This is a genomic window from Acidocella aquatica (genome assembly GCF_030160635.1).
Classification (GTDB): Bacteria; Pseudomonadota; Alphaproteobacteria; order Acetobacterales; family Acetobacteraceae; genus Acidocella; species Acidocella aquatica.
In genome coordinates, this window is record NZ_BSOS01000005.1 from 17,084 (window position 1) to 34,626 (window position 17,543).

At 62.8% G+C, this 17,543-nt stretch carries 15 protein-coding genes; 14 read left to right on the top strand and 1 reads right to left on the bottom strand.

Translation table 11 applies throughout. The annotated features are described in order from the left end of the window. Window positions 1-16 precede the first annotated feature (16 nt). The 6 genes from QQJ84_RS00605 (at window position 17) to QQJ84_RS00630 (ending at window position 8,906) form a co-directional block, all read left to right on the top strand. Window positions 17-796, top strand: coding sequence for an SDR family NAD(P)-dependent oxidoreductase (locus QQJ84_RS00605; RefSeq protein ID WP_284255943.1), 780 nt, complete (start codon window positions 17-19; stop codon window positions 794-796). Between the two features lie 32 nt (window positions 797-828). After that, window positions 829-1,659: an SDR family NAD(P)-dependent oxidoreductase gene (locus tag QQJ84_RS00610; RefSeq protein WP_284255944.1), complete on the top strand. Its 831-nt coding sequence runs from the start codon at window positions 829-831 to the stop codon at window positions 1,657-1,659. A gap of 432 nt (window positions 1,660-2,091) precedes the next feature. Next, window positions 2,092-3,774, top strand: coding sequence for a DUF1302 domain-containing protein (locus QQJ84_RS00615; protein WP_284255945.1), 1,683 nt, complete (start codon window positions 2,092-2,094; stop codon window positions 3,772-3,774). 20 nt (window positions 3,775-3,794) lie between these two features. Further along, window positions 3,795-5,189 carry a DUF1329 domain-containing protein gene (locus QQJ84_RS00620; RefSeq protein ID WP_284255946.1) on the top strand — a complete coding sequence of 465 codons (1,395 nt, stop codon included), beginning with the start codon at window positions 3,795-3,797 and terminating at the stop codon, window positions 5,187-5,189. A gap of 172 nt (window positions 5,190-5,361) precedes the next feature. Beyond that, on the top strand, window positions 5,362-6,477 hold the full coding sequence (locus QQJ84_RS00625; RefSeq protein ID WP_284255947.1) for a WD40/YVTN/BNR-like repeat-containing protein: 1,116 nt from the start codon (window positions 5,362-5,364) through the stop codon (window positions 6,475-6,477). Between the two features lie 14 nt (window positions 6,478-6,491). Next, a complete protein-coding gene (locus QQJ84_RS00630) occupies window positions 6,492-8,906 on the top strand; it encodes an efflux RND transporter permease subunit (protein WP_284255948.1) in 2,415 nt (804 codons plus the stop codon). 59 nt (window positions 8,907-8,965) lie between these two features. Here the strand turns inward: QQJ84_RS00630 and QQJ84_RS00635 are convergent, their stop codons facing one another. After that, complete coding sequence (locus tag QQJ84_RS00635) at window positions 8,966-9,742, bottom strand: enoyl-CoA hydratase-related protein (RefSeq protein ID WP_284255949.1); 777 nt, start codon at window positions 9,740-9,742, stop codon at window positions 8,966-8,968. Between the two features lie 113 nt (window positions 9,743-9,855). Between QQJ84_RS00635 and QQJ84_RS00640 the strand changes: the two genes are divergently transcribed. From QQJ84_RS00640 to QQJ84_RS00675, 8 genes are all read left to right on the top strand, one after another. Further along, complete coding sequence (locus tag QQJ84_RS00640) at window positions 9,856-10,953, top strand: Gfo/Idh/MocA family protein (RefSeq protein ID WP_284255950.1); 1,098 nt, start codon at window positions 9,856-9,858, stop codon at window positions 10,951-10,953. A gap of 89 nt (window positions 10,954-11,042) precedes the next feature. Further along, window positions 11,043-11,942, top strand: coding sequence for an SDR family NAD(P)-dependent oxidoreductase (locus tag QQJ84_RS00645; RefSeq protein ID WP_284255951.1), 900 nt, complete (start codon window positions 11,043-11,045; stop codon window positions 11,940-11,942). Between the two features lie 39 nt (window positions 11,943-11,981). After that, on the top strand, window positions 11,982-13,199 hold the full coding sequence (locus QQJ84_RS00650; RefSeq protein WP_284255952.1) for a hypothetical protein: 1,218 nt from the start codon (window positions 11,982-11,984) through the stop codon (window positions 13,197-13,199). A 37-nt stretch (window positions 13,200-13,236) separates the two neighbouring features. Next, complete coding sequence (locus tag QQJ84_RS00655) at window positions 13,237-14,304, top strand: phosphotransferase family protein (RefSeq protein ID WP_284255953.1); 1,068 nt, start codon at window positions 13,237-13,239, stop codon at window positions 14,302-14,304. Between the two features lie 10 nt (window positions 14,305-14,314). Then, complete coding sequence (locus QQJ84_RS00660) at window positions 14,315-14,824, top strand: hypothetical protein (protein WP_284255954.1); 510 nt, start codon at window positions 14,315-14,317, stop codon at window positions 14,822-14,824. A gap of 244 nt (window positions 14,825-15,068) precedes the next feature. Next, window positions 15,069-16,466 carry an aromatic ring-hydroxylating oxygenase subunit alpha gene (locus QQJ84_RS00665; RefSeq protein ID WP_284255955.1) on the top strand — a complete coding sequence of 466 codons (1,398 nt, stop codon included), beginning with the start codon at window positions 15,069-15,071 and terminating at the stop codon, window positions 16,464-16,466. An 87-nt stretch (window positions 16,467-16,553) separates the two neighbouring features. Further along, the gene (locus QQJ84_RS00670) at window positions 16,554-16,784 is read left to right on the top strand and encodes a lipoyl domain-containing protein (RefSeq protein WP_284255956.1); all 231 of its coding nucleotides are present in this window, start codon (window positions 16,554-16,556) and stop codon (window positions 16,782-16,784) included. 2 nt (window positions 16,785-16,786) lie between these two features. Beyond that, entirely contained in the window at window positions 16,787-17,542 is a 756-nt protein-coding gene (locus QQJ84_RS00675) for a 2-oxo acid dehydrogenase subunit E2 (RefSeq protein WP_284255958.1), read from the top strand. Window position 17,543 lies beyond the last annotated feature (1 nt).

Here is a 17,543-nt window from a genome sequence, read left to right on the forward strand (position 1 = left end):
CAAAACGGAGGAAACCATGAGCAAAAAACTAAGCGGCCGCGTGGCGGTGATCACCGGCGCCGCCCGCGGGCAGGGCGAGGCAACGGCCCGTCTGTTCGTGGAGCACGGCGCGCGCGTGGTCATTGCCGATGTGCTGGCGGCCGAAGGCGAGGCCCTGGCCCGCACCCTGGGCGCCGCCGCGATGTTCGTAGCGCTCGATACCTCCGACGAGGACGGCTGGGCATCCCTTCAGGCCGCGGTCACGGCCAAATGGGGCGCGCCGGATATTCTGGTCAACAATGCCGGCGTTGTGCATGCGGCCTCGATCACCGAGCTGACCAAGGCTGACTTTCAGCGCGTGCTGAACATCAACCTGATCGGCTCCTGGCTTGGCATCAAAACCCTGGCACCGGCCATGGTGGCGGCGGGCAAAGGCGCGATCGTGAACATCTGCTCCACCTCCGCGCTGTGGGGGATGAACGGGCTGGCCGCCTATTCCGCCAGCAAATGGGCGCTGCGCGGCCTCACCAAAACCGCGGCGATGGAGCTGGGCGCGCGCGGCGTGCGCGTGAACGCGGTCTTTCCCGGCGGCATCAACACCAAGATGGGCAACATCATGGACGCCTCTCCCGAGGAGCTGAACAAATACTACCAGAACCAGCCGATCCGCCGCATTGGCGAGCCTGCCGAAGTCGCCCGCGCCAGCCTCTATCTGGCCAGTGATGATGCCTCCTACGCCTGCGGCGCGGAGCTTACGGTCGACGGTGGGATGACACTTGGCGTGTTCAGCGAGTTCCTGCCCGGCGCGCCGGACTGAAAATGAACCAGAGCAACAACGGAGACGCAGGCATGGAACTTCCGAATTTTGAGGGCTTCAGCGTTGACCTGGCCGGCAAGGTCGCCGTTGTGCTCGGCGCCTCGGCTGAAGGCGGCACCGGCTGGGCCGTGGCCGAGGCGCTGGCGCGCAATGGCGCCAAAGTGTTCGTGGGCGCGCGCAGTTTCGCGCCGCTGCGGGTGCTGGCCGCCCGCATCGGCGGCGCCGCCCTGGCCTGCGACGCGGGAGACGAAGCGCAGGTTGCCGCGCTGGCCGCCAAAGCTCTGGAACATAACGGCAAAATCGACATCGCCGTGAACGCCGCCGGGTTGCCGGTGATGGGCATGATCGCCGATCTGCAACAGGCGCAGCTGGACGCGGCGGTGCGGGTCAACCTGTTCGGCAATTTCTATTTCGTGAAGCACATGGCTGCGGGTATCGGGCAAAACGGCTCAATCGTGCTGGTCTCCTCCATGAGCGCCACCCACCCCGTGCTGCCCCACGCCGCCTACGCCGCGGCCAAGGCCGGGACAAACTGCCTGGTGCAATACGCGGCGCTGGAATATGGCGCGAGGAACATCCGCGTGAACGCGATTTTGCCGGGCGCGATCAAATCCGACATGTCGCGCGAGGCATTCGCCATTCCCGGATTCGAGGAAGCCTACGCCCGCGAGGTGCCATTGGGCCGGATCGGCTACCCGGAAGATTTTGCCAACGCCGTGCTGTTCCTGGCCGGCCCGTCTTATGTCACGGGGCTTAATCTGCAGGTTAACGGCGGCGCGCAGCTCACCCGCATGCCCTATCCTGACGAACTGCCGGGCGGCACCCGTGCCTATGGCTCAGGCAAGGTGCTGGGCGACAGGTGAAGCTGAGTCTCCGGGGTCGCGGCCGCAGGCCGCCCGCCGGAACTTGGTGAGAGAAGGGGATAGATGTTGACCAATGCCGGAGAATGGAATAAATAGCTTGCAAGACTACGGTACGCTTATATACCTAATCTTGATGACTCGCGCCGCGCGCGCTAATGGTCACACAAACGCCAAAGCGCGGGAGGATTACGCGAAAAAGGATATGCATGCGGATGTAGTACGTTGACACACGGTATATAATGCACGATCATTTTCCGGTGCCGTGTGTGAAGCAAGGACCTGATTTTTTGAACTCGTTTCCAAATGATCAAAATGGAAGAAAGAGCGAAGGGCAGGGGAAGACAAACGACTGTGTGGCCAAGGGGCTGGCTGGGAACAAAAAAACCGGCACTTGGTCATTGGGTGGCTTCGACAACAAAAAGGGAAGGTAAAATGAACAAGATGTCTGACCGCAACACATTAAGGCAGAGATTGCTTGCCACAATCGGCCGTACCGGGCTTGGGCTCGCGGGTGCCGGCGCATTGCTGATGGCCGCCGCGCCGCATCAGGCAAAGGCGCTGAACCTCTATGACGGCACCGACTACGGCAACAACATGGAAATCAACCTGACCACGACGGTTTCCTACACCGGCCAATACCGCGTGAGTAACCCCTCGAAGGTGTTGCTCGGCAGCGACGGCGACAACAACTTCAAACACGGCATGGTCGGAAATCTGTTCGAGGCGGTGCCGGTGCTCGACATCCGCGACGGCAACTACGGCGCGCATTTCAGCGCCCAGCTTTACCTCAACACCCCGTATCTCGGCACCAACCAGAATAACCAGCCGGGCTACTCCAACGCCATTTTCGTGCCCAAGCAGAATGATTTCACCTCCGCCACGCGCAACGTGGATGGCATGAACGCGCAGGTTCTCGATGCGTTCATCTTTGCCCAACACACCTTCGCCGATGATCAGACCATTCAGTTCAAGTTCGGCCGCCAGACGCTGTTCTGGGGTCAGAGCCTGTACTTCCCGACCGACGGCATTTCCGGCGGCCAGGCGCCGATCAACGTCATCGCCGCGCAGAACACCATCAATCCGCAGGCGCAGCAGGTGTTCATGCCCGTTGGCCAGGCGGTGCTTACCTACCAGCCGCGCCCCGGCACCACCATTCAGGCCTATTATCAGTTTGAATGGGAGCATGATTTTCTGCAGGGTGAGGGCGCCTATTTCAATTCCACCAACATCCTCGACAAGGGCGGCAGCTTCCTCGCCTTCGCGCCGCTTTATGGCCTGACGCGCACCAAGGACGGCAACCCCGAACACCAGAACGGCCAGTTCGGCCTCGCCTTCGAGCAGGAAGTCGGCAACTGGGATCTGGGGGTCTACGGCGAACGCTTCGACGCCAAGGCGCCCGAGGTCGGCATTGCCCCCTATTCCGCGCCGGCTCTTGTGCCCGGCGGCCATGGTGCGGTTTCCATCGGCACCTACAACCTCGTCTATCCGCGCGATACCTGGCTTCAGGGCGTGAGCTTCTCCACCAACGTCGGGCCCACCAATGTCGCGGGCGAGTTCTCGGTGCGTGAAAATCAGCCGCTGGTCGCCAACAATAGCGGCGTTTTCTACATATTGCCGGGCCAGAATACCAACGGCAATCCGGGCTACCCCGTCGGCAACACCTGGGACGCGCAGATTTCCGAACTCTACGTCACCCCGGCCATTCCACTTGATCCAGGCGGCGTCACGATCACCGGTGAAGCAATCCTGAACCATCTGATCAATGTCACCAAAAACCGCTGGGCGGCTTTCCCCGGTGGAACACAGCTGGCCACCGGCCGTCAGGCCACTGCCGGCGCGTTCGATCTCTCGCTGACGCCGACCTATAACGACGTTCTGCCGAACCTGCAGATCACCTTCCCGATGGGCATCATCTACAACTTCCTGGGCCGCTCCGCGGTCGATGGCGGGTTGTACCACGGCACGGGTTCGTTCAACGCCGGCGTGACCGCCACCTACAAGGTCAACTGGATCGCAACGCTCGCCTATCAGGGTTATCTGGGCAAGCCTGATCCGGTGAACAACGCGTTGGCTGACCGTGGCTTCGTCGCGCTCAATCTTCAACACACATTCTAAGACGCCGGGAGTTCAAGAAAATGAAAAGACGTACTTTTGGTTTACTCGCGGGTACCAGCCTGGCGGCGTTGAAGGTTGGCACGGCACCCGCGCGGGCAGCCGCGGCTGATCCTTCGCTGCTGACCACCACGCTCACCCCCACCGGCGCCGAGCGCGCCGGCAATGCTGATGGCAGCATTCCCGCCTGGACGGGTGGCATGACCACCCTGCCGGCAGGGCTGAACAAAAATGACTACATCCCCGAACTCTTCCCAGACGAACAGCCGGTCGTGGTGATCGATGCCAGCAACATGGCCGACCATGCCGACCGCCTCTCCGAGGGCGTGAAGGCGATGATGACCAAATATGGCTTCAAGATCAAAGTCTACCCAACCCACCGCACCGCCGCCGCGCCGCAATATGTTTACGACAACATCACCAAAAACGTAACCGGGGCGAGCTTCACCGCCCAGGACCCGGTGGGCGGGCGTTTCGGCTTCCAGGGCGCCTATGGCGGCGTCCCCTTCCCGATCCCCGACACCACCAACCCGCTCACCGCCGGTGCGCAGGTCATGTGGAATCACTCGGCTGACTGGCACGGCTTCTGCTTCATGGTCGATTACCAGAGCTGGTCTGTGACCAACGGGCAGAAGTCGATGGCCTACGCCGATCACAGCAGCTTCAAATTCCCGTATTACGATCCCAACGGCTCGCTGGCGACCTTCGATGGCCGCCTGGAGATTCAGGACGACCCATACACCGGTCCGGCAAATCTCATCGGCCAGGCGATCATCGTGTGGCAGTATTCCAACCCTTATAAAAACGCCCAGTCCGCATGGGAGCTGCTCAACGGCCAGGGCCGCGTCCGCCGCGCGCCGGAAGTCTCCTTCGACACGCCAAGCCCGCAGTCCAACGGTGTCGCCGGGTATGATGAATACTTCGGCTTCAACGGCTCGCTTGAGCGTTATGACTGGAAGCTCCTCGGCAAAAAGGAGATGTACATCCCCTACAACAACAACGCGCTCTACGCGGGCCCGGCTCCCGCCGCGCATCTGGATCACTTCCTCGATCCCGATCTGGTCCGCTGGGAACTGCACCGCTGCTGGGTGGTGGAAGCCACCCTGCACCCCGGCGAGCGCAACGTGCTGGCGCGCCGCCGCTACTACCATGACGAAGACACCTGGTCCGTCGGCGTGGGCGACATGTGGGACGCCAACAACAACCTCTTCAAGGTGAACCTGCTGTATAACAACTGCCGCCCGGATCTGCCCGGCGTGGTGTTCGGCAATAACTCCATCCACAACCTGCAGACCGACGACTATGTGACGGTTGCGGGCCACTGGAACCAGGCGAAGAAGCCGACGCTGATCTTCGTCGACAACATCCAGGACTCCGTGTTCGACCCGAACAACATGGCAGCCTCGGCGCAGTACTAAGGGTTCCCTAAAATGCCTTGCCGCCGGCCGGAATTTTGGATCGGTGGCGAGGCAGAGTAGACTTCCATCGGTGGTGCAGCTTCAGCAAGGCTTCGTTGAGGATGCACCACCGGCTTTATATAATGAGGATGGAAAGCGGCGATGCGTGTTCCGGAGTTGATAGGATATATGCATGGACGGCTCTAAAAGTTTTCTGAATCGCCGGGCCATGTTGGCAACAGCCGCCGCAGCCGGGCTCATCGCGCTGTTGCCGCTCACCGCGCAGGCCGCCGCCCTCACAGGCGTTGATGCGCTGGATACCCCCTCGATCCTGGTAAAATCACCGGCTTCAGTGCTGCTGGTCGCCATCACCCGTGCCGGGAACCGTCTGGTTGCCGTGGGCGAGCATGGCGTCATCATCTATTCCGACGATGACGGGGTGAGCTGGACCCAGGGCCAGGTGCCGGTCAACGTGACACTCACCTGCGTCGCCTTCGCCACGCCTCAGCTGGGCTGGGCCGCCGGTCATTTCGGCGCCATCCTCGTCACGGCCGATGGCGGCAAGACCTGGACGATGCAGCTCAACGGCCTCCAGGCCAATCAACTTACCTTGCAGGCCGCGCAAGACCCCTCGGTGGCATCGAGCACATGCCCCTGCGCCCCGCTGGCGGTGGCGCGCGCGGCGCATTTCATGGACGAAGGCCCCGACAAACCATTTCTCTCCATGCTGGTGCTGAGCCCGCAACATGTCATGGTCTTCGGCGCCTACCGCATGACCATGGTGACGACCGACGGCGGCAAGACCTGGGCGGATTGGAGCCTGCATATCTATGACAAATACAGCCACAATATCTATGGCGCCGCGGTGATCGGGGCGGATTATTATTTGTGTGGCGAACAGGGGCTGGTATTCTGCTCCACCGATGCCGGCAACACCTTCCTGCCGCTCGCGCCGACCACATCGGTCACATTGTTCGGCATTCTGGGCGCGCGGGACGGCTCGCTGGTCGTCTTCGGCGTCGCCGGCGCCTGCCTGCGCTCCACCGACGGCGGCAAGAGCTGGACCACGATCGCGCTGGCGTCGCAGGATGACATCACCTCCGGGCGCGTGCTGCGTTCGGGCACGGTCGTTCTCATCACCGAGGCGGGCGCGTTGTTCAAAAGCACAGACAACGGCGCGACCTTCACGGCCGTCCCCGGTGTAACAACGCTGCCCTTCTTCGACATCGAGGAAGCGGCGGGGGATGAATTGATCATCGTCGGTGGCGCGGGTGTGACCCGCCTATCCGAAAAAATCTTAAATAGCTGAGCGGGAACAGAATCTTGGCCTCCAATATCGACGATCACGCGCCTGCCATCTCGGAGATCGTAGACTTCGACCACGGCTCCGGGTCGCTGGTGGAACGTCTGCTGTTCAACAACCGCCCGGTTATTCTGCTGATGTGCCTGCTGGCAACGCTGTTTTTTGGCTTCGAGGCGATGCATGTGAAGCTGAACGCCAGCTTCGAGAAGATGATCCCGACGCATCAACCCTTCATCCAGAATTTCTATAAACATTACGACGATCTGCAATCTCAGGGGAATGCGATCCGGATCGCCGTTCAGGCGGACCAGGGCACCATCATCAACGCGCACTACCTCGAAATGCTGAAGGAGATCAACGACAAGATCTACCTGCTCCCCAATGTTGACCGCGCCTATATGACCTCGCTGTGGACACCGGCAACCCGCTGGGTGGCGGTGGTCAGCGACGGTCTTTCGAGCGGCCCGGTGATAGACGGGCAATATGACGGCAGCCCCGCGCAACTCGCCGTGGTGGCGCAGAATATCGCCAAAACCGGGCGCGTCGGCGAGCTGGTGAGCAATGACTACACCTCGAGCATGATGTACGTACCGCTGTTGCAATATGACGGGCTGACCGGCGAAAAACTCGACTACGGCAAGCTGGCGACGGAGCTGAACCAGATCCGCGCGCAATACGCCACCCAGGGCATCACGCTGCACATCATCGGTTTCGCCATGGTGGTCGGCGACATGATCAACAGCATCGGCAAAATCCTGATATTCTTCGCCGTTTCAGCACTTATCGCCACCGGCATGCTGTTCTGGTTCACCCGCTGCGTGCGCAGCACGCTGCTGGTGGTGGCCGCCTCCCTTGTCGCGGTCGTGTGGCAAATGGGCTTTCTGCCGCTGCTGGGCTTTGAGCTGACGCCTTATTCAGTGCTCGTGCCGTTCCTGGTTTTTGCCATCGGCATGAGTCACGGTGCGCAAAAAATGAACGGCGTGATGCAGGACATCGGCCGCGGCGCGCATCCTCTGGTGGCCGCGCGCTACACCTTCCGCCGCCTCTTCCTCGCCGGCTTCGCGGCACTCGTTTGCGACGCCTCCAGCTTCGCCGTGCTGCTGACCATCCGCATCGAGGCGATCCGCGAACTCGCCCTGCTCGCCAGCATCGGTGTCGGCATCCTGATCTTCACCAACCTCATCATGCTGCCGATGACGCTGAGCTACACCGGCGTCAGCAAATCCGCCGCGATCCGCAGCCTGCGCAATGAGGGCACGGCTACCGAGCGGGTGGATAACTGGCTCTGGAACCTCCTCGATAAATTCACCACCAAACGCTACGCCATCCTCGCCATCGCGCTCGCCGGCGTGCTCGGCGTGGTCGGGCTTTATGTCGGGCGCAACGTCCAGGTCGGCGATCTCAACAAAGGCGCCCCGGAGCTGCGGCAAAGCTCGCAGTACAACCAGGACAACGCCTACATCATCAAGCATTACACCACGAGCAGCGATACGCTGGTGGTAATGGTCGATACGCCGCCCGGTGACTGCATCGCCTATTCCACGCTCTCCACCTTGAGCAATCTCGAATGGCAGCTCGACCAGATGCCGCAGGTGCAATCCACCAGCTCCCTCGGCTCGTTCGCCTCGCAGCTCACCATGCTGATCACCGAAAACTCGCCAAAATGGTACGAGCTGGTAAAAAACCAGGCCTTCCTGGGCGACTTCACGGAGCACCTCTCGGCAACCCAGGCCAATTTCGACTGCACCTTCGTGCCGCTCTATGTCTCGCTGACCGATCACAAAGCGAAAACCCTGGATGCGGTGATCTCCAAAATCCAGGCATTCATCGCCAATCCACATAACCAGGGGCCTGACTTCAAAATCTCCCTGGCCGGCGGCAACGCGGGTATCGAGGCGGCAACCAACATCGTCATCGAGCAGGCCAATCACATGATGCTGCTGCTGGTCTACAGCACCGTCATCCTGTTCTGCTTCATCGTCTTCCGCTCCTGGCGCGCGGTGCTCTGCGCCGTGCTGCCGCTCGTGCTCACCTCCATCCTCGCGCAGGCGCTCATGGTCTGGCTCGGCATCGGCATCAAGGTCGCAACACTGCCGGTCATGGCGCTGGGTGTTGGCATCGGCGTGGATTACGCACTCTACGTCCTGGGCATCGTCATCAAACAACTCCGCGACGGCGCCACGCTCTCCCAGGCTTACCACCGCACCCTGTTGTTCACCGGCAAGGTCGTGCTGCTCACCGGCTTCACCCTCGCCGCCGGCGTCGTCACCTGGGTCTTCGCCCCCATCAAATTCCAGGCTGACATGGGCCTGCTGCTCTCCTTCATGTTCCTATGGAACATGCTGGGCGCCATGGTCCTGCTCCCCTCACTCGCCTACTTCCTGCTGCCACCCAGGCTGTTCCCGAAAGGCAATGGCAAACTGGCGGGCCATTGAAAGGGGGGAGGCAGGCCAGGCCAAGGGGCAGCGCCCCTTGGCCTGGCCTGCCTCCCCCCTTAACGCCCCTGCCAGTTCGGCTTGCGCCGCTGCGCGAAGGCGCGCTTGCCTTCGGCGGCGTCCTCGCTCTCAAACAGCGGTGCCGCGGTGCTGTAGGAGGCGAGGTCCATCATCGCGGCGAAGCTGGGTTGGTTGAGGCTGGCGTAGGCAACCTGTTTGCTGCACCGTATGGCCAGAGGCGCGCATTCGGCGATTTGCGCCGCCCATGCCTTGGCGGCCGCGAGCAGATCGGCACCCGGCACAATCTGGTTGACAAAGCCGAGGTGTTCGCCCTCCGCGGCGGTCACGCTCCGGCCGGTGAGGATCATCGACATCGCCCGTTTGGTGCCAATTGCGCGCGGCAGGCGTTGCAGCCCGCCGCCCAGCGCCGCCCAGCCGACTTTTGGTTCCGGCAGCGCGAAGAGCGCGTCATCGGCGGCGATAATCAGGTCGCAGGCCAGCGCGAGTTCAAAACCGCCGCCGAACGCGGGGCCATTCACCGCGGCGATCAGCGGCAGCGGATAATCATCGCGGAAGGTAAGACCGCCAAACCCCGAGGGCGGCAGGTCGATTTTTCCGGTTTCCAGATTATCCTTCAGGTCGTAGCCGGTGCAAAAGGCTTTGCCGCTGCCGGTGAGGATAACCGCGCGCAGCGAGGCATCCCGCGCCAGCGCGTCGAACACGCCGGCGAGTTCATAATGCGCCGCCGGATGCAGTGCATTCATGCGCTCCGGGCGCGCGAGGGTGAGCGTGGCAATGCTGTTCTCGATGCTGAGACTTGAGAATTTTTCAGTCATCGTAATGCCCTTTGTAGTGGAATTATGGTGCGTTTGCCGCCATGACAAAAACCGTGAACGCGTATATCGTATGTATCAGATCATTTTGACGCAACAAGCAAAGAGGAAAAACCATGGCCAGCAATAAAATCAGGGTTGGAATCATCGGCGTGCAGCCGGACCGCAGCTGGGCGGCCATCGCGCATATCCCCGCCCTGCAGGCCCTGCCTGATTACGAAATCACCGCGGTGAGCACCACGCGGCAGGAGAGCGCGGACGCGGCGGCGGCGCGCTACGGCATCGCCCGCGCGTTTAACAATCACCAAGCGCTGGTAAACTCCCCGGATGTTGATGTGGTGGCGGTGACGGTGAAGGTCCCGCACCATAAGGAGCTGGTGCTGGCGGCGCTGAACGCGGGCAAGCATGTGTATTGCGAATGGCCCCTGGGCAATGGCCTGGCGGAAGCGGAAGAAATGGCGGCGCTGGCGAAGGCAAAGGGCCTGCGCGGCATCATCGGCCTGCAGGCGCGCATGGCGCCGCCGGTTGTGTACGCGCGTGATCTCATCGCGCAGGGCTATATTGGCGATGTGCTCTCCACCAGCCTGCTTGGCACCGGCATGGCCTGGGGCGAATATGTCGACGCGCCGAACGCCTACACCGCCGACCTCAAAAACGGCGCCACCATGCTGACAATTCCAGTATCCCACACGCTCGACGCGCTTTGCCATGTGCTGGGCGAGGTGAGGGAGGTCTCGGGCCTGCTCGCCAACCGCCGCAACTCGCAAATCCAGGTCGAAACCGGCGCGGTGCTGCCGATGACCGCGCCAGACCAGGTGGCATTGACCGCGACGCTGGAATCCGGCGCGGTGCTGAGCGCGCATTATATCGGCGGCATGACCAAGGGCACCGGGCTGCTGTGGGAAATCAACGGCGCGCGCGGCGATCTGCGGTTCAGCGCGGCGGGCGGCCATGCGCAGATTTTTGATCTCACCCTGGAGGGCGCGAATGCCGAGGCACCGGCCATGCAGCCGCTGCCGGTGCCCGAGAGCTATTATCACAGCCCGCTGCGCCAGGGGCCGGCGGTAAACGTGGCGGAAGTCTACGCCCAGCTGGCGCGCGACCTGCGCGAGGGCACGTCCCTCTGCGCCGATTTCAGCCATGCGGTCCGGCGGCACCTCATGGTCGCGGCCATTGAGCGTTCCGCCGCCAGCGGCGCGCGGCAGACTGTTTAATCGGCCCAATTAAACGTAAGTTTGCGTACGGCATATTGCCTTATCATTTTCCGGCATTATGATGGCGCAAGCTTCAGGAGGAAATTGACATGAGTTTATTGGAAGGCCGCGTGGCCATCGTAACCGGTTCCGGCCGCGGCGTCGGCCGCGCCTATGCCATCATGCTGGCGCAGCACGGCGCCAAGGTCCTGGTGAACGACCTTGGCTCGTCAGCGGCGGGTGCTGGCGCTGACCAGACCCCGGCGCAGGAAGTCGTCGCCACCATCCAGGCGGCCGGCGGCCAGGCGGCGGTCAACACCTCCGACGTCGCCGACTGGAAAGGCGCCCAGGAGATGGTTCAGCAAGCCATTGACACGTTCGGCGGCCTCGACATCCTCATCAACAACGCCGGCATCCTGCGCGACCGCATGCTGGTGAACATGACCGAGGATGAATGGGACGCCGTGGTCCGTGTCCACATGAAAGGCACCTTCGCCCCGCTGCACCACGCCGCCAACTACTGGCGCACCCGCTCCAAGGCCGGTCACCCGGTTGATGCCCGCGTCATCAACACCACCTCGCATTCGGCGCTGTTCGCCAACATCGGCCAGACCAACTACGCCGCCGCCAAGGCCGGCATCGCCACCATGTCCATCGTCGCCGCGCGCGAGCTTGCCCGCATCGGCGTCACGGTCAACGCCATCGCCCCGCGCGCCAACACCCGCATGACCGAGGGCTTGCGCGAGTGGACCCCCGAACAGCTGGAGCGCCGCAAGCCGGAATGGATCGCCGCCCTCGTCACCTGGCTGGCCAGCCCTGAATCCAAGCACATCAGCGGCCGCGTGTTCGAGGCCTGGGGCAACGGCTACGCGGTGATGGAAAGCTGGCAGCACGGCCCGCACACCGAGGCGAGCCTCGACCCCACCGAGCTTGGCCCGCGCATCACCGAAATCGCCAAATACGCCCGCGCCAACGCCGGTATCGACCCCAACACCTGGCTCAACCCGTAACCCCATCAAAGCGGCGCCTGCGGGCGGGAGAGGTATAAAATGCAACTCACACCATACGATGAATTTCCCGTCCATCAGGCGCCGCATCCCTTCAGCTACATCCCCTCCACTGACTACAACTGGGATGACGGCTACTATTTCGGCGCCTTCAGCCCTGATGACGGCGTGTTCCTGGCCACCGGCGCGCGGGTCAACCCAAACACCGACATGATCGGCGGCTACGCGCTGCTGAACGTGCGCGGCCACCAGACCACCTTGCGCTTCAACCGCGTCTGGCGGCGGGATTTCTCTCTGAGGATCGGCCCCTGGCGCATCGAATTCGTCGAGCCTTTAAAAACCATCCGCCTGGTGCTGGAGGAAAACGCCAGCGGCATGACCTTCAATTTGCTGTGGGAGGGCACATCCCCCGCCTTCCTCGAGGAACACCACGTCGCCACGCATCGCGGCCGCCGCTCCACCGACCAGTCGCGCTATTCCCAGCCCGGCAAGGTCAGCGGCACGCTGGCCCTCGGCGCGCAAAAATGGGAGGTCACCCCCGAGCGCTGGAGCGGCGCGCGCGACCACAGCTGGGGCCTCTACGCTGACCGTCCGCCCCTCTCGCCCCTCGCCTCGGTGCTGCCCCCGCGCGAGGCCGACAACGGCCCCCAGCGCTCGCTCCGCTTCTGGACCTGCTTCCGCACCGACCCCTACAGCGGCTTCTTCCACCTGCACGAGGATGCCAACGGCACCCAGGCCAAATTCAACGATGTTTTCGGCACGCCCTTCGGCGGCAGCATTCATCGCGGCTGGGATCACCCGCCCATCGCGCTGGCCTCCGGCCGCCACGAGATCGAATTCCAGCCCGGCACCCGCATCCTCAAGCGTGCCACGCTGTCCCTGACTGACATTCAAGGCGGCGCCTGGAAGCAGATTTTCGAGGCCGCCGCCCCGCCCTGGGTGGTGCAGACCATGGGCTACCACCCCGGCAGCTGGAAAGACGGCGGCACCTTCTTCACCTACCACGGCGCCGAGGAACTCGCACTCGAGTGGGATTCCTTCGACTTTTCGCAACAGCCGTTCGTCTTCACCCCCTACGTCGTCCAAGGCGAGGCCGCCGCCAACACCTTTGGCGAGGGCACCCGCAAAGGCCAGATGATCCACGGCCCGGAATACCTGGCGCGGGTCACCACCCACGCGCCGGACGGCAGCATCAGCCATGGCGCCGCCCAGGTGGAAATGTTCATCAACGGCGCCTACCATCCCTACGGGTTCGAATAACGGCCGCGCAAAGCGGCGCGCAGGCGAGGAAATAGCAATGGGTTTTACCAGCGAATGGCTCGGCCGCTACCTGACTCACCGTCTGGGCGAGAGGGTGACCGGTCTGAGCCTGGAAAAATTCACCCGCGGCTCCTCGCGCCAGACCTGGTTTGGCAGCTACCTCGTGGAGTCCACCGGCACCCAGACTGACATCGTCCTGCGCACCGACCACCCCGGCGGCAGCGTCGACCCCACCCCCCTCGACCAGGAATATTTCATCTACGAGCGCCTCGGCGGCGCCGGCCTGCCGGTGGCCCGCGCCCTGTTCTGGGAGGATGACCCCGCCTGGACGGACCGTCCCTTCTACCTGCGCGAAAAAATCGAAGGCAGCTGGAACATCGAGCATTATTCCGACCCCGACCCAGAATATGACGGCCTGCGCATCGCCGTCGCCAAGGAGCACATCAAGGCCCTGGCGCAGGTCCATGCGGTGGACTGGCGCAAGCTGGGCTTTGCCGAGCGGCTGGTCCCCCCCGCCGGCGAGGCCGACGCGGCGGCGGCCTATATTCGCGGCGCCAAGCGGCTCATGGCCGAAAAACCCGGCGAGCCGATCCCCATCTTTTGGGAAACCTGCGAATGGCTGCTCGACCGCGCGCCGCTCGCCTCGCGCATCTGCCTCTGTAAGGGCACCAACGGGCTTGGCGAGGAAGTCTTCCGCGAAGGCAAACTGGTCGCGCTCAGCGACTGGGAGGAAGTCTCCATCAGCGATCCCGCCAGCGACTTCGCCTTCTGCCAGAACTTCTGCGACCCCATCCAGCGCGGCGGCCAGCAGATCTGGGGTCTGGAACAGGCGCTGGACTATTACCGCGAGGTCAGCGGCTTCACCATCACCCCGGAATCGGTGCGCGACTACCAGATGATCCGCTCGCTCAACCGCCTGGTGATGATGCGCAACGCCGCCATCAACGCGCATGAACACGCCGAGATCGCGCATATCCGCCAGGTCTGGACCGGCACGGAGGTGCTGCACGTCGTCAAACGCGGTCTGGCCGCCGCCATGGGCCTGCTGCCGTCCCTGCCGGGAGAGCTTTATCCCGAACTCAACCACACCGTCGATACGCTGTGAGGCAACGCCAATGATCCTGCCAACCGCCGAAGACATGCTGCGCACCATCGAAGGCACGTTCGACACCGTCATCCGCCCAACCCTGACCGGCACAACCGAGCGCAGCGCCGCCGCCACCATCAGCCATCTGCTGCGGCTGGCCCGGCTGCGGCTGGAGCGGGAAGGGCAGGTGCTCTACGACGACATCGCCGCCCTGCGCGCCCTGCTCACCCATATCCGCACCTATCTCGCGGGCATTGGCGAAGCCGCAGCCGTGGCCGCGCTGGACCCGGCGCTGGAACCCAAACCACTGGCGGAAGGCCAATATCCCACCCTCACGCTGGCCGGGCAGCAGGCAAGCGGCCTGCGCGGCGCGCTGGAAACCGCTCTGGCGCGGCTGCAGGAAATCCGCGATGTTCATGGCGCGGCGGCGGATTATCAGCAGCTCCGCGCCGCCATCCGCACCTACATGGCCGAACAGCTCCGCCGCGAGAGCGAGTTGATCGAGCCTGCCTTCTGGGGCCAGGGGCCGCGACGATAGTTAATTGCGGCGCCGCGGGCCAGGCAACTTGACCGCAAGCATACCATAAGCTAGCCTTCCGTAAATGTTTGCGCATGGCGGCACTGTCTGGCGTGGTTGATATTCTGGTATGGACCGGCGGTTGCGTGACCTGCCGTAAGGTTAACTTTTTTCGCGCGGGAAAAAATGGTAAGTCAGACAACTAAAAACCATGCGGGCAGGCAAACCCCGCGCAAAACAAAAACTTAAAAGGAGCGTTAAGGCCATGGGCGTCGATTTCAGTAAAATTCAGGACGGATTTGCCACCGCTGCAAGCCCGCTGACCAAGGACCTGCTGCTGCACGACTCCAAACCGGTGGAGCCAGCCCTGCGCGAGACCGGCAACTTCCTCGCCCCGCCGAAAAAAATCCCCTTCAATCGTTATTTTGACCGTGACTTCGCCAAGCTCGAAAAAGAGAAGGTCTGGAAAAAATGCTGGCAGGTGGTCGGCCGCGAGGAAGATCTACCCCAGGTCGGCGACCGCAAGCCCTATGATGCCGGTGAGCTTTCCTACATTATCATCCGCTCCGGCCCCAACGAGTTCCGCGCGCTGGAGAACGCCTGCAAACATCGCGGCACCCGGCTGTGCCACACCGCCACCTCTGCCCCCACGATCAAATGCCCGTTCCACGCCTGGGAATGGAATGTCGACGGCTCGGTGAAGAACATCCCCAGCCGCTGGGATTTCCCCTCGGTGACGGATGAGGAATATCATCTGCCCGAGGCCAAAATCGGCACCTGGGGCGGGTTCATCTTCATCAACCCAGACCCGGATGCCGGCCCGCTGGAAGACGCGCTGGGCGTGTTGCCGAAACATTTCGGCCCGCGCGAGAGCACTGACCGCTTCACCTATGTCGGTTTCCGTAAAAAAATGCGCTGTAACTGGAAACAGGCGCAGGAAGCGTTTTTCGAGGCCTATCACGTCATCGAAACACATCCCCAGATCATGACCTATAACGGTGACACCACGACCAGCTATGACATCTGGGACGACGGCAAATCCCAGGTCAGCCGCTCCATTACCCCCTCCGCGGTGCCAAGCGGGCATCTGGGCGATGACGCCTCGCGTTTGCTGGCCGCCGAGGAATCCTTGAAAACCTTCGCGCTGATGTTCCCCGGCGTGGAGCTGCCAAAAATCAAATCCGCCGAAACCGGCCGCGCGGAAGTGGCCGAGTGGCGCCGCCAGATGATGGGCGCGGCGCTGGGCGTTGATTTCTCCAGCTGCTCGGATTCCTACATGCTGGACGCGACGCAGTATTTCATGTTCCCCAATTTCTGGCCCTGGTTCGGCGAAGGTCTGCCGCTCACCTATCAGTTCACCCCCTATGGTGATAATCCCGACGAATGCGTGATGGAGACCCGTCTCACGCTCCCCATCCCGGCCAACGGCCAGCGCCCCCCGGCGTCCGAAATCGTCGACATCGACTTCGACACGCCGATCGCCTCGGTCCCGGCCATGGGCATCATGTCGACGATTTTTGACCAGGACCTCTCCAACCTGCCGCTGGTGCAGCTTGGCCTGCACTCAACGCGCGACCCGCAGGCAAGCGCCACCCTCGGCCTGTATCAGGAGAGCCGCATCCAGGCCTTTCATGACATGCTGGACCGCAAGATCGCGGAGTGAAGGCCTTACAAGCCCACGCGAACCAATACGGCGGACCGGAAACTCCGGTACGCCGTAACTGTGATTGACTTTAATGGAGATGAGCTGATGGCGACTGAGATTTTGCTGCCGAAACTGGGCTTTTCGATGAACGAGGGCGTGCTGGCCGAATGGCTGGCCGCCGACGGGGCCACCGTGAAGGAGGGTGAGCCGCTGTTCGCCCTGGAAAGCGACAAGTCGACGCAGGAAGTCGAAGCGCCGGCCTCCGGCACGCTGCGCATCATCAAGCAGCCGGGCGAAACCTATGAGGTTGGCACTGTGCTGGGCGAGATCGTCTAGGCATGCCCGATGTCCCCAGCCTGCTGGCAGCTCTGGCGCCATTGCCGGAAGCCGATTTTTCGGAATTCGGCGAAGTCGAGATCAAGCCGCTTTCGCGCATCCAGCAACTCACCGGCGCCTTTCTCGGCCGCAACTGGGTCACGATTCCGCATGTCACGCATCATGATGAAGTTGACGTCACCGAGACCGAGACCCGCCGCACCGCCTGGAACGCGGCCAACCCTGGGGTGAAGCTGACCCCGGTGGTGCTGCTGGCCCGCGCCGTGGCGCAGCTGCTGGCCGATTTTCCGCAGTTCAACGCCTCGCTGGGCGCTGACGGCAAATCCCTGGTGCTGAAAAAATACATCAACATCGGCGTCGCCGTTGACACCCCCAAAGGCTTGGTCGTCCCGGTCATTCGCGGCGTGCCCGAAAAATCCCTGGCCGAACTGGCTGGCGCCCTCACCGCGCTGGCCGAAAAGGCGCGCACCAAGGGCCTCTCCATGGCGGAGATGTCAGGCAGCTCCATGTGCGTCTCCTCGCTGGGCCATATCGGCGGCACCGCCTTCACCCCCATCATCAACGCGCCGGACGTCGCCATTCTGGGCGCCACCGCCATCCAGCTTCGCCCCGCCCCGGCGGCGGATGGCGGCATCGTCTGGCGCAAGATGCTGCCGCTCTCGCTCAGCTACGACCATCGCGTCATCAACGGCGCCGATGCGGCGCGGTTCGTGAAGGCGATCGGCACGCGGCTGGCGGCGGAAAATCTTTTCGCGTGAC

Coding starts and splice junctions, on each gene's coding strand:
- QQJ84_RS00625 (WP_284255947.1), top strand. CDS start 5,362: ATGGACGGCTCTAAAAGTTTTCTGAATCGCCGGGCCATGTTGGCAACA.
- QQJ84_RS00615 (WP_284255945.1), top strand. CDS start 2,092: ATGAACAAGATGTCTGACCGCAACACATTAAGGCAGAGATTGCTTGCC.
- QQJ84_RS00640 (WP_284255950.1), top strand. CDS start 9,856: ATGGCCAGCAATAAAATCAGGGTTGGAATCATCGGCGTGCAGCCGGAC.
- QQJ84_RS00650 (WP_284255952.1), top strand. CDS start 11,982: ATGCAACTCACACCATACGATGAATTTCCCGTCCATCAGGCGCCGCAT.
- QQJ84_RS00635 (WP_284255949.1), bottom strand. CDS start 9,742: ATGACTGAAAAATTCTCAAGTCTCAGCATCGAGAACAGCATTGCCACG.
- QQJ84_RS00665 (WP_284255955.1), top strand. CDS start 15,069: ATGGGCGTCGATTTCAGTAAAATTCAGGACGGATTTGCCACCGCTGCA.
- QQJ84_RS00620 (WP_284255946.1), top strand. CDS start 3,795: ATGAAAAGACGTACTTTTGGTTTACTCGCGGGTACCAGCCTGGCGGCG.
- QQJ84_RS00645 (WP_284255951.1), top strand. CDS start 11,043: ATGAGTTTATTGGAAGGCCGCGTGGCCATCGTAACCGGTTCCGGCCGC.
- QQJ84_RS00610 (WP_284255944.1), top strand. CDS start 829: ATGGAACTTCCGAATTTTGAGGGCTTCAGCGTTGACCTGGCCGGCAAG.
- QQJ84_RS00670 (WP_284255956.1), top strand. CDS start 16,554: ATGGCGACTGAGATTTTGCTGCCGAAACTGGGCTTTTCGATGAACGAG.
- QQJ84_RS00605 (WP_284255943.1), top strand. CDS start 17: ATGAGCAAAAAACTAAGCGGCCGCGTGGCGGTGATCACCGGCGCCGCC.
- QQJ84_RS00660 (WP_284255954.1), top strand. CDS start 14,315: ATGATCCTGCCAACCGCCGAAGACATGCTGCGCACCATCGAAGGCACG.
- QQJ84_RS00655 (WP_284255953.1), top strand. CDS start 13,237: ATGGGTTTTACCAGCGAATGGCTCGGCCGCTACCTGACTCACCGTCTG.
- QQJ84_RS00675 (WP_284255958.1), top strand. CDS start 16,787: ATGCCCGATGTCCCCAGCCTGCTGGCAGCTCTGGCGCCATTGCCGGAA.